The sequence below is a fragment of the Candidatus Neomicrothrix sp. genome (assembly GCF_035329545.1).
In the GTDB taxonomy this organism is placed as follows: Bacteria; Actinomycetota; Acidimicrobiia; order Acidimicrobiales; family Microtrichaceae; genus Microthrix; species Microthrix subdominans.
Map to the genome: position 1 here is coordinate 269 of NZ_DAOLGP010000059.1, position 13,482 is coordinate 13,750.

11 protein-coding genes and 1 pseudogene are annotated in these 13,482 nt (G+C 67.4%); 8 read left to right on the forward strand and 4 right to left on the reverse strand.

What is annotated here, in order from left to right; translation table 11 throughout:
• The 6 genes and pseudogenes from PKD89_RS19045 to PKD89_RS19070 form a co-directional block, all read left to right on the forward strand.
• Window positions 1-683: pseudogene (locus tag PKD89_RS19045) on the forward strand (hypothetical protein); the annotation flags it as partial.
• Window positions 684-855: 172 nt separating this feature from the next.
• Window positions 856-1,923 carry a glycosyltransferase gene (locus tag PKD89_RS19050; RefSeq protein ID WP_289011129.1) on the forward strand — a complete coding sequence of 356 codons (1,068 nt, stop codon included), beginning with the start codon at window positions 856-858 and terminating at the stop codon, window positions 1,921-1,923.
• The gene (locus PKD89_RS19055; RefSeq protein ID WP_289011128.1) at window positions 1,920-2,165 is read left to right on the forward strand and encodes a hypothetical protein; all 246 of its coding nucleotides are present in this window, start codon (window positions 1,920-1,922) and stop codon (window positions 2,163-2,165) included. The genes PKD89_RS19050 and PKD89_RS19055 overlap by 4 nt, the downstream gene beginning before the upstream one ends.
• A 155-nt stretch (window positions 2,166-2,320) precedes the next feature.
• A complete protein-coding gene (rpsT, locus tag PKD89_RS19060) occupies window positions 2,321-2,584 on the forward strand; it encodes a 30S ribosomal protein S20 (RefSeq protein WP_287375339.1) in 264 nt (87 codons plus the stop codon).
• Window positions 2,585-2,668: 84 nt separating this feature from the next.
• Window positions 2,669-3,418: an HAD family hydrolase gene (locus PKD89_RS19065; RefSeq protein ID WP_289011127.1), complete on the forward strand. Its 750-nt coding sequence runs from the start codon at window positions 2,669-2,671 to the stop codon at window positions 3,416-3,418.
• Window positions 3,415-5,934, forward strand: coding sequence for a glycoside hydrolase family 65 protein (locus PKD89_RS19070; protein ID WP_289011126.1), 2,520 nt, complete (start codon window positions 3,415-3,417; stop codon window positions 5,932-5,934). Before PKD89_RS19065 ends, PKD89_RS19070 begins: the two co-directional genes overlap by 4 nt.
• A 68-nt stretch (window positions 5,935-6,002) precedes the next feature.
• Here PKD89_RS19070 and PKD89_RS19075 read toward each other — a convergent pair whose 3' ends face one another.
• From PKD89_RS19075 to PKD89_RS19085, 3 genes are all read right to left on the reverse strand, one after another.
• On the reverse strand, window positions 6,003-7,046 hold the full coding sequence (locus tag PKD89_RS19075; protein WP_289011125.1) for an LLM class F420-dependent oxidoreductase: 1,044 nt from the start codon (window positions 7,044-7,046) through the stop codon (window positions 6,003-6,005).
• 93 nt (window positions 7,047-7,139) lie between these two features.
• Complete coding sequence (locus PKD89_RS19080; protein ID WP_289011124.1) at window positions 7,140-7,832, reverse strand: hypothetical protein; 693 nt, start codon at window positions 7,830-7,832, stop codon at window positions 7,140-7,142.
• A gap of 54 nt (window positions 7,833-7,886) precedes the next feature.
• On the reverse strand, window positions 7,887-8,516 hold the full coding sequence (locus PKD89_RS19085) for a hypothetical protein (RefSeq protein ID WP_289011123.1): 630 nt from the start codon (window positions 8,514-8,516) through the stop codon (window positions 7,887-7,889).
• A 28-nt stretch (window positions 8,517-8,544) separates the two neighbouring features.
• On the opposite strand from PKD89_RS19085, the gene PKD89_RS19090 reads away from it, so the two are divergent.
• Window positions 8,545-10,347 carry an N-acyl-D-amino-acid deacylase family protein gene (locus PKD89_RS19090; RefSeq protein ID WP_289011122.1) on the forward strand — a complete coding sequence of 601 codons (1,803 nt, stop codon included), beginning with the start codon at window positions 8,545-8,547 and terminating at the stop codon, window positions 10,345-10,347.
• 67 nt (window positions 10,348-10,414) lie between these two features.
• Here the strand turns inward: PKD89_RS19090 and PKD89_RS19095 are convergent, their stop codons facing one another.
• A complete protein-coding gene (locus PKD89_RS19095; RefSeq protein WP_289011121.1) occupies window positions 10,415-12,685 on the reverse strand; it encodes an S-layer homology domain-containing protein in 2,271 nt (756 codons plus the stop codon).
• Between the two features lie 207 nt (window positions 12,686-12,892).
• Between PKD89_RS19095 and PKD89_RS19100 the strand changes: the two genes are divergently transcribed.
• Complete coding sequence (locus PKD89_RS19100) at window positions 12,893-13,459, forward strand: glycosyltransferase (protein WP_289011120.1); 567 nt, start codon at window positions 12,893-12,895, stop codon at window positions 13,457-13,459.
• The last annotated feature ends 23 nt before the right edge of the window (window positions 13,460-13,482 follow it).

A 13,482-nucleotide genomic window follows, 5' to 3' on the forward strand; every position in this document is an offset into this window, starting at 1 on the left:
CGCTCGCGATGCTCGCCGACGTGGTCGAGGTGGCAGCGGGGGCCGGGGGGTTCGACGTTCCTGTCGGTCGGACCAGGGACGCGCTTGCCCTCCGCGACGGCGACCGGTTGACGCTGACACCTGCACTGGCCCGGCGGTGCGCACGGGAGCCGGGAACGATCAAGGTGACAACCCCCGCCATCACAGGCCACGACGTCACGTCGGCAGCGCTGGCGGCAACGGCGGCGTTTATCTGCGGGGCGGGAATCGAAGCGATCGAGTCCGGGCTGGGCGACTTCGGCGGGCTGCCCCGGCGGCTGTCCGTGGTGGCCACCAGGCCCTTCGTCGTCGTCGACGACATGTTCAACGCCCATAGCGCCGGCACGACGGTGGAGCGGCGGCTGCGGCCGCTCCGCCAGAACACCGCACGCTTCCTCTGCGGTGTGGCCGTGCGAGGCAACCGCGGGGTTGCGACCAACGCCGAGCAGGGCAACGTGCTGGGACGAGCCCTCATGCGCCTCGACGTCGACGAGGTGCACGTCACCCGCAGCATCGATGTGGTCGGCCCGGCCGACCATGCATCGGACGCCGAGTGCGACGCGATCGTCGCAGGCCTGGCCGCCTGGGGGTCAGGCCGACGGCGCACGCCCAGCTCGCGACCCTGGTCACCGCCATCTTTCAGGCCGCACGTCCCGGAGACCTGATCGCCTTCATCGGCCACACCGGCATGGAGCCCGCAGTCGGCATGCTTCGAGACCACCTGCGCTCGACCGGACGCCAAGGGCGACGCCGGGCGGAGTCCTTCATCGACGAACACGCCCAGCTCAGGACCTCCGCTGGACGTCCGCTCGGCGACGTTGCCCAAGGGAGACAGCCGTGAAGATCCTGATCACCAACAGAACCATGAGCATCCGAAACGGCGCGGAAACCTACGTGCAGGACCTGGCCATGGAACTCTTGGCGCAGGCGCACCGACCGATGGTCTACACCGCCGAGGTTGGAGCAACAGGACGCGAGCTCATCGATCTCACCATTCCCGTCACGGACGACCTCGACACGCTGGGCGTGCGGCCCGATGTCATTCACGGCCAACACTTCATGACGGCCATGACGGCTCTCGCCTATTTTCGAGATGTACCCATGGTGGGCGTGAGCCACGGGTGGCGACCGTGGACAGAAACCCCCATACGGCATCCCAACGTTGTTCGTTATGTGGCCGTTGACGAGGCCGTCCGAGACCGACTCTCGCTGCAGCACGGCATCGAGGACGACCGCATCTCGATCGTCCACAACTCCGTCGATCTGGAGCGATTCCGACGAACCGCCGCGCCCGGAGAGTCACTGCGCCGGATGCTGTTGTTCTCCAACTACGTGCTGAAGGGGTCGCCGTACTTCCTCGCCGCCCACAAGGCGGCTGAGGAGTTGGGCGTTCAACTCGATGTCGTCGGCACCGGCACCAACTCGCAGACCTCGGCCCCGGAAAACATCCTGGGTGACTACGACCTCGTGCTCGCCCAGGGGCGCTCCGCCATCGAAGCCATGGCCGCCGGGGCATCGGTCATGATCGGATCGAGCCGTGCGTTCGGCCCCCTCGTTCGGCCGGACAACGTGGAGCGGCTACGAGAGCTCAACTTCGGCATCCGCACCCAGACCCTGCCGGTCGCTGCCTCCACCATCACCTCGCAGCTGGCTGGGTACTCCGCCGCCGACGCTGCCGAGGTGTCGACGTGGATCCGAGACCGGGTCGGCGTTCCGGATGCCGTCAGAGAGTTGCTCACGATCTACGAAGAGGCGATCGGAGCCTTCGACCCGGCGTCGGAGGACGCCGACGAGGCCGCCCGAGCAACCGGCCGGTTCCTCACGCAAGCCACGGCTCAATTCCACGATGTACTTCACAATACAACGCCGCACGCCCCCAGGCTCGACTCGATGCACGAGGCATGAAGCTTCAGGTCCGGGCGCAGGGGGAACGCAACGACCTCCGAGAACAACTCACCAAGGCCCGCTCCGACCTGGGGCGTGAACGCAGAACCGTCAAACAGTTGCAGCAACGAGTCGATGCTCAGCAGGCCCGTCTCGACGGACTCTTGGCCTCCCGGGCGGTTCGGGCCCAGCGCCGGGTGCGCTCGACCCCGGCGCTCACCAACGCCTACCGAGGGCTGTTGGGCGCACTCGGTCGCCGTTGAGGTCCGCCCACCTCCCGTTGTGTTCGACGATCTCACCCCCCGGGGGCTAGCATCGTCGGGTCGTTCCTCCGGCTTCCTCCACACCCTCGGCGAACCGGATGTGCCAAGCCCCGACATCGAGTACTCGTCGTCCCCCCCCCTTCAGGAGCCCACCCGTGGCAAACATCAAGAGCCAGATCAAGCGCAACCGTCAGACGATCGTGATCCACGAGCGCAACAAGGCCGTGCGCAGCGAGCTCCGCAGCCGCATCAAGGCCGCGGTCACCGCCGCCGATGCGGGCAGCGACGATGCCGAGGCACTGGTGCGCGAGGCGCAGAGCCGCATCGACCGCGCCGTCCTCCGGGGCGTGCTGCACAAGAACACCGCAGCGCACCGCAAGGCCCGCCTGGCGAAGCACCTCGCCGACGCCCAGGCCTGATCCTCCAACGGTCCGGCCGTTCGGCGGCGGATCGAATTTTCGATAAAGCGCGCTCGTCCTGCGCTGGTGTGCCACGCTCCCATGATGGATTGGTCACCGTTCGACGCTGTTCTCTTTGATCTCGACGGTGTCATTACCCCGACCGCCGTCGTCCACCTTCACGCCTGGACCGAAATGTTTGATGAGTTTCTTGCCGGGTGGGGCAAAAAGCGACCCTTTACCGACGCCGACTATGTCGACTACGTCGACGGCAAGCCACGCATCGACGGGGTGCGCAGCTTTCTGCACTCGCGCGGCATCGAACTTCCCGAGGGCGAACCCGACGATCCGTCGTCCGCCGAGACCGTCGTCGGGCTGGGGGCACGCAAGAACCTGGTTTTCAACGAGGTGCTCAGGCGCGATGGCGTCACCGCCTACCCCGGGTCGGTCACCCTGCTCGACCGGTTGGCCGACACCGACCTGGAACTGGCGATCGTGAGTTCCTCGCGCAACGCCCGCCAGGTGCTGGACGCCGCCGGCCTCCTCGACCGTTTCGAAGTGATCGTCGACGGCAACGTTGGCGCCGACGCCCATCTGCCCGGCAAGCCCGCGCCCGACTACTTCCTGCACGCCGCATCGCAGGTGGGTTGCGCCGCCGACCATGCCGTGGTGGTCGAAGACGCCATCTCCGGCGTGGCGGCCGGAGCGGCAGGCGACTTCGGCCTGGTGATCGGTGTCGACCGCGGCGCAGGCGCCGACGCCCTCCGCACCGCCGGGGCCGACGTTGTGGTCGAGGATCTGGCCGAGCTGCTGCCCAGCGCCCCGGAGCGCCAAGCCGACGAGACGTCATCGTGAACCGCGGCCCCGGGAGCCCCGGCGAGGTCGACCCGGCCTACCCCTTCGACATCGATGGCGCCCTCGACCCCGGCCGGTTTCCGATCGACGAGTGGGCACTCGAGGAGACCGAGTACTCCTCCGAGGATCTGGGGACCACCGAGACGCTCTTTGCGGTGGCCAACGGTTATCTGGGCTTGCGAGGCAACGTCGAGGAGGGGCGCATCGCCCACACCCACGGCAGCTTCGTCAACGGGTTCCACGAGACCTGGTCGATCCAGCACGCCGAGGACGCGTTTGGATTCGCCAAGGTCGGCCAGACCCTGGTGCATGTGCCCGATCCCAAGCTGATCAAGCTGTACGTCAACGACGAACCCCTACTGCTGTCCGAGGCCGACTGTGAGGAGTACTCCCGGCGCCTCGACTTCCGCACCGGCACGTTGGAACGCGACCTGGTGTGGCGCACGCCGAGTGGTGTCCGCCTGCGGGTGCGCTCCACACGGCAGGTGAGCTTCACCGAACGCCACCTGGCGCTGATGACCTTCGAGGTCACCATGCTCGAGGGGGTGGCGCCGGTGACGATCTCGTCGCAGCTGTTGAACCGCCAGGACGGCGAGGACGAGTACCACGTCGCCCTTGCAGCGCTGGGCGAGGGCGACGATCCCCGTCAGGCCCACGCACTCGACCATCGCGTGCTGCTGCCCCGCCTGAGCAAAATGCGGGGTCATCGGGCCTACCTGGGCTATCGGTGCGCCCATTCCGAAATGACCCTGGCCTGCGCCGTCGAGCACCAGGTCGAGTTCAAAGGCGACCCCCGGGTCAACACCGAGGTCGATGACGATCGCTCCAAAACGATCATCCACACGCGCATGTCGCCGGGGCAAACGCTGAAGGTCACCAAGTTCGCCGCCTTCCACTCGTCTCGGGGTGTGCCCGCCGATGAGTTGGCCGACCGATGCGCCCGCACCCTCGACCGCAGCATCAAGCGGGGCGCATCGGGTCTGGCCGACGATCAGCGAGACTGGCTCAAGGACTTCTGGGCCCGCTCCGACGTCGAGGTGACCGGCCGGCCGCGCACCCAACAGGCGGTGCGCTGGAACCTGTTCCAGCTGGCCCAGGCCACCGGGCGCGTCGAGGAGCACGGCGTGGCAGCCAAGGGGGTGACCGGAGACGGCTACGGCGGCCACTACTTCTGGGACACCGAGATCTATGTGATGCCGTTCTGCTCCTACACCAACCCCCGACAGGCCCGAAGCCTGCTGCGATTCCGCTACATGATGCTGCCCAAGGCCCGGGAGCGGGCGTCGGAGCTGTCCCAACGCGGCGCCCTTTTTCCGTGGCGCACGATCAACGGGGACGAGGCCTCCGCCTACTACGCCGCCGGAACGGCGCAGTACCACATCAACGCCGACGTGGTTCACGCGGCCAGCCAGTACCTGGAGGCCACCGGCGACTGGGACTTCCTCTGCCGTGAGGGGGCCGAGCTGGCGATCGAAACCGCTCGGCTGTACGCCGACCTCGGCTTCTACAAGCCCAACGGGACCAAGAGCTTCCACATCTTCGGGGTGACCGGGCCCGACGAGTACACCACCGTCGTCAACGACAACCTGTTCACCAACCTGATGGCCCGCTTCAACCTGCGGCGGGCCGCCGAGGCAATGGAGGTGATACGGGAGGCGGATCCGGTCGCGTACCAGCGCCTGCAGCGGGTCGTCGGCCTACGCGACGAGGAGATCGACGAGTGGCACAAGGCCGCGTCCGCCATGTTCATCCCCTACGACGACGTCCTGGCGGTGCACCCACAGGACGACGCCTTCCTCGACAAGGAGGTGTGGGACCTACTCGACACCCCGGAGGAAAAGCGCCCGCTGCTGTTGCACTACCACCCCCTCGTCATCTACCGACACCAGGTGCTCAAGCAGGCCGATGTGGTGCTGGCCATGTTCCTCCAAGGCGAGTACTTCACCCAGGACGAGAAGCGACGCAACTTCGAGTACTACGACCCGATCACCACCGGAGACTCGTCGCTGTCCGCCTGCGTACAGTCCATCCTGGCCGCCGAAGTCGGCTACGCCGAGCTGGCGCTCGAGTACTTCAAGCGGGCGCTGTTCGTCGACCTGGCCGACCTGCAGGGCAACACCGTTGACGGGGTTCACGTCGCCTCGACCGGCGGGGTGTGGGCCACCCTGGTGCAGGGCTTCGGCGGCATGCGCGACACCTGGGGCGTGCTCAGCTTCGATCCCCGCCTGCCCGCCGACTGGGACCACCTGGGGTTCTCCCTGCACCGGCAGGGCGCACGGCTTCGGGTGGACCTGACCCAGAGCGAGATCACCCTGACGCTGATCAGTGGCGGGCCGCTGCAGGTCCGGGTGGTCGACCAGCGGGTAATTGTGAGCGGCGACGCACCTACCGTGGTGACGCTGGAGGACCAGGGTCCGGTGATCCGAGGCCGGCCGCCACGCCTTGCCGACATCGGAGTGGTGCCCCACGTCGCACACGACGTCGACATCGACGACCTGCACCTTCCGGCCACCTAACGCCCGCTACACCCCAGCGCGATGCTGAGCCGCTGACCCGACCCATCGCCGACCACAGAGGGAGCGGGCTAGCCGACCCAGCCCTTCACCTTCTCGATCAGACGGGCCTGACCGTCGAGATCGTTGGCGATCGGCGTGACGTTGAGGACGGTGACGCCAGAGTCGGCGTAACGCTGGATCTGGTCGCGCACAAAGCCCTCGTCACCGGCCAGCGAGGTTTCGGCCAGGAACGACTCCGGAACCGCCGCTGCGGCCTCCTGCTTCTTGCCGTCGAGGTACAGGTTCTGAATCTCGGCGGCGGCATCCTCGTACCCGTAGCGCTGAAACAGGTTGTTGTAGAAGTTCTTGTCACGGGCGCCCATGCCGCCCACGTACAGCGCCACCATCGGTCGGGCGAAGTCGCGGACCGCCTCGGCGCCCTCGCCGACCGCCAGCAGGCCGCCGGCGATCACGTCCATAGTCCCCAGCCCGGCATCCCGCTTGGCAGCGCCTACGGCCAGGTCGGCGCCCCACACGTCGGCGGCCCGGTCCGGGTGATACAGGATCGGCAGCCAGCCATCGGCGACCTCGGCGGTCATCGCCACGTTCTTCGGGCCCAGCGCGGCGATGTGGATCGGGATGTTGGGGCGGGGCGGCTTGGTGATGATCTTGAGCGGCTTGCCCAGGCCGGTGCCCTTGTCCTCGGGCAGCGGCAGTTGGTAGTAGCGGCCGTCGTGAACCACCGGCTCCTTGCGGGCCCACACCTGGCGGCAGATCTCGACGATCTCGCGGGTCCGTCCGACCGGCGCGTCGTAGGGAACGCCGTGAAAGCCCTCGATCACCTGCGGGCCGCTGGCACCGAGGCCGAGAATGCATCGCCCTTTGGACAGCTCGTCCACGCCGGCGGCGGTCATCGCCAGGAGGGTCGGGGTGCGGGTGTAGATCGGCAGGATACCGGCGGCGATCTGCACGGTCTCGGTCTTGGCCGCCAGGTAGCCCATCAGGCTGACGCCGTCGTAGCCGTAGGCCTCGGCGACGTAGACGATGTCCATCCCCGCCTTCTCCAGCGCCTGCACCTGGGCGACCGACTCCTCGAAGCCCCCCGAGTAACCGATCTGCATGGCCAGTTTCATGTCGTCCCCTTCATCGTCGACCCGGCTGGTGAGCCTGCCAGATTGGACGACCGACGGTCGACTGCTGGTTCGGCACCCCTACCGCGACGGCGCTCAGCCAACCTCAAACCAGTCAGGGCGGGAGGCCAGGCAGGCCGCCTCAAAGGCCTCCGCCAGTTCTTCGGCCCTGTCATCGAGCATCGCCTCGCATTGGAAATAGTGATCGGCCGCGTCGTCCCAGCGCAGCACGATCACCGTGGCCCCGAAGCTGTCCTCGACGATCCGCACCGCCCCCGCAGAGCCGGTGACGCCACGCCGCTCGACCACGTTGCCGCCCTCGTCGAGCATGGTCAGATAACCGTCGGGGCCGGTGAGCCGCTTCTCCCAGTCGGTCGCCTCGCACAGCCCGTCGCACCCGGCGTCGACCTTCATTCGGGTGAAGAATCCGAGTTCGGCGTCGGCCTCCGGCTCGAACTGGACACCGATGAACACCCTTGAGCTCCAGCCGATCGGGGCGACGAGCGACGCCGACGAGTCGCCGTCCTCGTCGAGGTCGAAGTTGTTCGACTCAAACTCCAGCTCCGTCCCGGCCGGGACCGCATCGTTGGCAGCGGTGGCGTCAACACCGTCGCTCGATCGCCCCGACGGTCGGGCCGGGGGAAACGTCTCGACCGTGATGGCATCGTCGGCGTCCGTGACGGCGCCGGCCGGATCATCGGAGGGTTGTGCAGTTGCCTCCCCGAGCCCCGGCGAGCAGGCGGTCACCGTCATCACCGCTGAAAGCACCACCGAAGTCGCTCGTCGCATGGCCCGACCATAGGACGGCTTCAGGCGATGGGTCGCCCCGAACCTCCGCACCGCTTAATCGACCGGGAACCACTCCGGGCGTGTCGCCAGGCAGGCGGCCTCGAAGGCCGGCACCAGGTCCTCGGCACCGGCCTCGATCGTCGCTTCGCACGTGAAGAATTCGGGGGCCGAATCATCCCATCGCAGCACGCGGACCACGGTCGTGTCGCTCTCCTCGGTGATCAGTACCGCCCCGGCCGAGCCCGTCGTCTCGCGCCGTTCCACCACGTTGACGCCATCATCGGCTTGCAGCGTCAGATAGCCATCAGGGCCTGTGAGTCGTTCCTCCCAGTCGGTTGGTCCGCAGAGGCCATCGCAGTTGTTTTCGACCTCGTACGTCGAGTTGGGCCCAAGGGCGGAGTCCGCCGGGGGGACAAACCTGACCCCCAAGATGGAAGCGTCCTGGCGCCAGTCGGCCGGGGCGACGATCGATGCCGCGTTATCCCCGCCATCCTCGTCGAGGTTGGCCACGACCATCTCAAACTCAAGATCGACACCAGAGGGCACCGCATCGTTGGCGGCTGCGACAGCGGACGACTCGCTCGGCTCCGACGTTGTTTCCGGCGTCGCTTCCTCGATCCCTGTCGAACAAGCGCCGACCATGATCATCCACGGACACGCCAGCCACAGAAGCCGTCTTCGCATGGAAGCATCGTAAGTACGGTTCACTCGTTTGCCTAGCGAAATCTTGCAGCGCTGGCCCGTCGGCGAGAAGGCCCTTCGACGGATCGCCTACCGTGACGATCGGGACAACGACGAGGTAGGGGGCGACGAGATGGCACACGACCTGGTGATCACGGGCGGCACGGTGGTGGACGGAACCGGGGCCGACCCGGTGCGCGCCGACCTGGCGGTCGACGGTGATCGCATCACGGCGATCGGCACGGTCGACGCCGCCGGGGCCGGACGGGTGATCGACGCCGAGGGCCGACACGTCACCCCCGGGTTTGTCGACCTGCACAGCCACCTCGACGCCCAGGTGGCGTGGGACCCGCAGATGAGTTCGTCGTGTTATCACGGCGTCACCTCGGTGATGATGGGCAACTGCGGCATGACCTTCGCCCCGATGCGGCCGGGCCAGGCCGAGGTGTTGGCCAATGCGATGGAATCGGTGGAGGACATCCCCGCCTCGTCAATCCTCGAGGGGTTGAGCTGGGAGTGGGAGAGCTACGGCGACTACCTGAACGCCATCGACGCCGTGCCCAAGGGAATCAACGCGGGCGGCTACGTGGGCGACGTCGCCATCCGCCTGTACGTAGCGGGCGACGCCGCCTGCGAGCGCGACTTTGCCGCCACCCCCGAGCAGTTGACCCAGATGGCCGCCCAGGTGGACGAGGCGGTTCGCGCCGGGGCGTTCGGCTACTCGATCAGCCGCAGCCTGTTCCACCGGGTACCCGACGGGCGCAACGTCCCCGGCACCTGGTCGGACCCCTCGGAGTTCTTCGCCACCGCCGCCCCGCTGGGCACGATCGGTCGGGGCGTGCTCGAAAGCGCCCCCCGCTACAACTTCGAGAACGAGCCGGGCGACCGGGTGGACGAGGAACTGGCCTGGATGGCCGAGATCAGCCGCGCCCTCGGCAGGCCGTTCAGCTTCAACCTGCAACAGATCGCCAGCCTGGGCGACCACTACCGCCGGGTGATCGACCTGGCGGCGGAGGCCAATCAGGCCGGTTCGCAGCTGCGCCCCCAGATCACCCCCCGCAGCGTGGGCGTGCTGTTCAGCCTGGCCGCCAACACCCTGATCGACGACCTGCCGGCCTTCGCCGAGATCGCCGATCGGGACCTGGCCGGCCGCCTGGCCGCCATCCGGGACCCGGAGCGACGCGCCCGCATCATCGAGCAGGGGGCGGGCAAGGACGTCGATCCGTTCACCCGCATGTACCTGATGCCCGCCGATCAGCCGGTGCGCTACGACTACTCGAAGGACGATTCGATCGCCGCCATCGCCGCCCGCTCCGGGATCACCCCGGTGGAGGCCTACGTCGATGCGCTCGATCGATCCGATGGCCGGGCCATCGTCAACTGGCCGGTGATGAACCAGGACTCGGGTGCCATCGAGGAGATGCTCACCGACCCGACCACCATCCTGGGGCTGGCCGACACCGGGGCGCACGCCACCCAGATCATGGACGCATCCCAGCCCACCTATCTGCTCAGCCACTGGGTGCGCGATCGGGGCGTGCTGTCGTTGCAGGAGGCGATCCGGCGGCTCACCTCCGACACGGCCAGCTTCATCGGGTACGTCGACCGTGGGGTACTTCGCGAGGGGGCCTTTGCCGACCTCAACGTGTTGGACCTCGACGCCATGGCTCTGGAGTTACCCGAGATCGTGCACGACTTCCCCGGCAACGCACCGCGGTTTGTTCAGAGGGCAAGCGGCATCGATCACACGATCGTCAACGGCCTGCCGTTCATGGAAGCGGGCCAACACACCGGAGAGCTCGCCGGTCGCCTGCTGCGCTCCACGGACGGCTAAACCCGTCGTCGGTGTCGGCATCACGCTCCCGTGGCAGTAGCGGTCGCCAACAACACATTCGGTGGCCCTACCCACACGCTCTGCGGTTGAGGAACACCGCCATCTGGGCCCGCGAGACCTTCTGATTGGGGGAGAATTCGTCCGGGGTAGTGCCGGCGGTGATGCCTTCGCGCACCAGCCAAGCGACCGACTTGTTGGCGAACGAGTCGGAGTAGACGTCCCAGAACCCGTGGTCGAAGCCCGGGTACACGCTCCCGATCATCCGCCACAGGAACGTCGCCATCTGCGCCCGAGTCACCTGATCGTTTGGAGAGAAGTAGCCCGGCCGTGTGCCCGTCGTGATCTCCTGTTCGGCAAGCCATGCCACGGCCTTGTCGGCGTAGCTGCCACGCGGAACGTCATTGAAATACTGCGGGGTAGACGCCGTGGGTTGCCCGGCGGTGCGCCACAAGAACACCGCCATCTGGCCCCGGGTCACCGAGGCATCGGGCGAGAAGGTGCCCGGAGAGGTTCCCGTTGTGATGCCCTGTTGCACCAACCACAACACCGGAGTGCGATACCAGGCCGAGCTGGCAACATCGCTGAACGGGTTGGCGGCCCCGACCGCACACTGCACCGGTTGCAGGTTCCAGTTGAGCTTGACGGCACCCGCATAGCCCGCATAGCCGCTGACCGCCCAGCGATAGGTCACCCCCGCCTTCACGGGCATGAGCACCTCGCTGGTGAAACTGACGGGCGTGTCGTCGTTCTGGGCCTTCGCCACGAGCGCACCGGCGTTGTTGCCCGTGTAGGCGTTAAGCACCGTGTCGAAGTTCGAGCCGGCGGTGTTGAGACGCAGCGTGCCGGTGACGGGCGCTGTCCACGACCACCACACCGAAGGGAATCCCCGGCGGCGGTGCATCGGCTCGCCGGTCTCCCGAGTGGCGCCAACGCTGGACCCAGTCGCCGAACCGGACGCACCGGAGACGACGGGAGCGTCGGCCAGGTTGTCGTTGGCCGGGGACGCCGCATGCCTCCACTGCAATGCGATGGCACCGCTGGCCGACGCCTTGCCATCGACCGCGATCCGATATTGCTGGCCCGCCGCGGCCGGGAACGCCACCCGGCTCTGTCGGCCGGGAGCGGTGTCATCGTTGCTTGCCACCGGGGTCAACCCACCCACGCTGTTGCCGGTGTACACCGCGAGCACGGTGTCGAACGTCGAACCCAACGTATCGACCGTGACCTGCCCGTTGGACGGGGCCGTATAGGTCCACCACACCGACCGGGATCGGTGCCCGGCGTGACTGGGCTCTGCGCCCTCGACGGTGCAGTCGACGTTCGAGCCCTTGACGGCGCCACGGGTGCCGCCGATCGGATAGCTCTTGGCAAAAGCGTCCTGGGGCGCGCAGCCGCCGGGCACTTCGAGGTAGGAACTCTTGGCCGTGTTCCAGTGGGTGGCCAGGTAGGAGCCCGGCACCGGGCTGACGTTGAAGTAGTCGTCCCGGGCACAATCCATGATGCGCGGTCCGGACGCATCGCATGCGTCGAGGGCGGCTTCGCCGTAGCACATGACGTCCGCGCCGCCCAGGGTGCCGTCGTCGCAGTGGGCACCGTTGCCGTTGGGCGACCCGGCCTGCACGGCGCCGAGGTTGTGGAACAGCTCGTGCAATGCGGTGTTGGAGGTGCCCCAATCCCAACACGAGAGGTAGGAGAAGGCGTAGCCCACCTGGGTGTTATTCAGGTTGGACGCGGTGGGATCCTCGTCATCGAAGAAGGTCCCTTGGCCACACAGGTCGGGGAGGTTCCAGTCGGCGTACACCAGGTACTTACGGTCGCTGCTGGACAGCCCGGCCGCCTCGATCGCTTCGACCGCCTCGTAGTAGTCGGTGGCGTTCGACGGAACTCTCACCGTCGTGATCGTGGGCTGGCAGGCGCCGTCGTGCACGAAGCGGATGCGTCGGTTGCCGCCGGTTGCGGCGGCCTCCCCGGCGAGGAACTCGTCGAACTGAGTCGCCCAGGTGCGCACCGACGTTGCGAAGGTGGCCGATCGGTTGGCGGATCCGGCCCGGTAGGCGTACACCAGCTGCACCCGCTTGCCGGACGTACCGTTGCCGATGCAGGCGATGCTGTCCAACGCCCTGCTCGACTGGGCGGCCGGCACCGGTGCTGGTTCGGTGCCGACGAGTTCGGGCGGGATGGGGACGCTTCGGCGCCCGGACTCCGTTTCAGCCGGTGAGGCAGGCCGCGGCTGAACCGGAGCGTCCTTCGGACCCGTGGCGCCGGCCGGGGTGACCGACAGGGACTGCGTGGTCACGCCGAGGACGAGCAGAACGCCCAGCAGGAGCCGTGAGCCCACGCTGAACTTCCAAACACGAGTGGGCCAGAGGCGCTTCATAAGCTGACCCTACTGAAGCGCCGTCAACACCGACAGCGCTTTGGTTCAACCGACATCGACCGACGTCGTTCTGATCGACCGATTTCGTCCAGACGGCCCTACCGCAACGCTCCACCACGTCCACGGCCCATTCCAAGCTGGGCCGCCTGCGCTGGTAGATTCCTTGGCGTGGTGCTCACTTCGGAGGATTCCAGCGCCCATTGCGCCGACGTGGTGTCGCCAACCGACACGATTGCCGTGATCATTCCCTGCCACGACGAGGCGGCCACGATCGGCAACGTGATCTCCACCCTTCGTGCGGAGCTTCCCCAGGCTTCGTTCTACGTCGCAGACAATGCCAGCACCGACGGAACCGCAGCCATCGCCCGGGAACACGGAGCCAAGGTGATCACCGAACCCCGACGGGGCAAGGGCTACGCGGTCAGGCGGCTCTTCGCCGACATCGACGCCGACTACTTCCTTCTGATCGACGGTGATGGGACCTACGACCCCGAGGCCGCACCGGTGCTGATCGACGAGTTGATCAGCCAGGGCGCCGACATGGTCGTCGGTTGCCGTCGGCCCGAAGCGGGGGCCCACCGCCGGGGGCACGAGGCGGGAAACCAGATGCTGTCGTGGACCTTCCGCTCGCTCTTCGGCCTGCACTTGCGCGACACGCTCAGCGGGTACCGGGCGTTCAGCCGTCGATTCGTCAAAACCTTTCCTAGGTGGCTGGTGTCTTTCGGGGTGGCCTGAGGGCTGGGCCGGATGGTGGGGCT

Bases quoted from the DNA above. Each gene is read 5' to 3' on its own strand.
- PKD89_RS19055 (WP_289011128.1), top strand. From the start codon at position 1,920: ATGAAGCTTCAGGTCCGGGCGCAGGGGGAACGCAACGACCTCCGAGAA.
- PKD89_RS19080 (WP_289011124.1), bottom strand. From the start codon at position 7,832: ATGCGACGAGCGACTTCGGTGGTGCTTTCAGCGGTGATGACGGTGACC.
- PKD89_RS19075 (WP_289011125.1), bottom strand. From the start codon at position 7,046: ATGAAACTGGCCATGCAGATCGGTTACTCGGGGGGCTTCGAGGAGTCG.
- PKD89_RS19065 (WP_289011127.1), top strand. From the start codon at position 2,669: ATGGATTGGTCACCGTTCGACGCTGTTCTCTTTGATCTCGACGGTGTC.
- PKD89_RS19085 (WP_289011123.1), bottom strand. From the start codon at position 8,516: ATGCGAAGACGGCTTCTGTGGCTGGCGTGTCCGTGGATGATCATGGTC.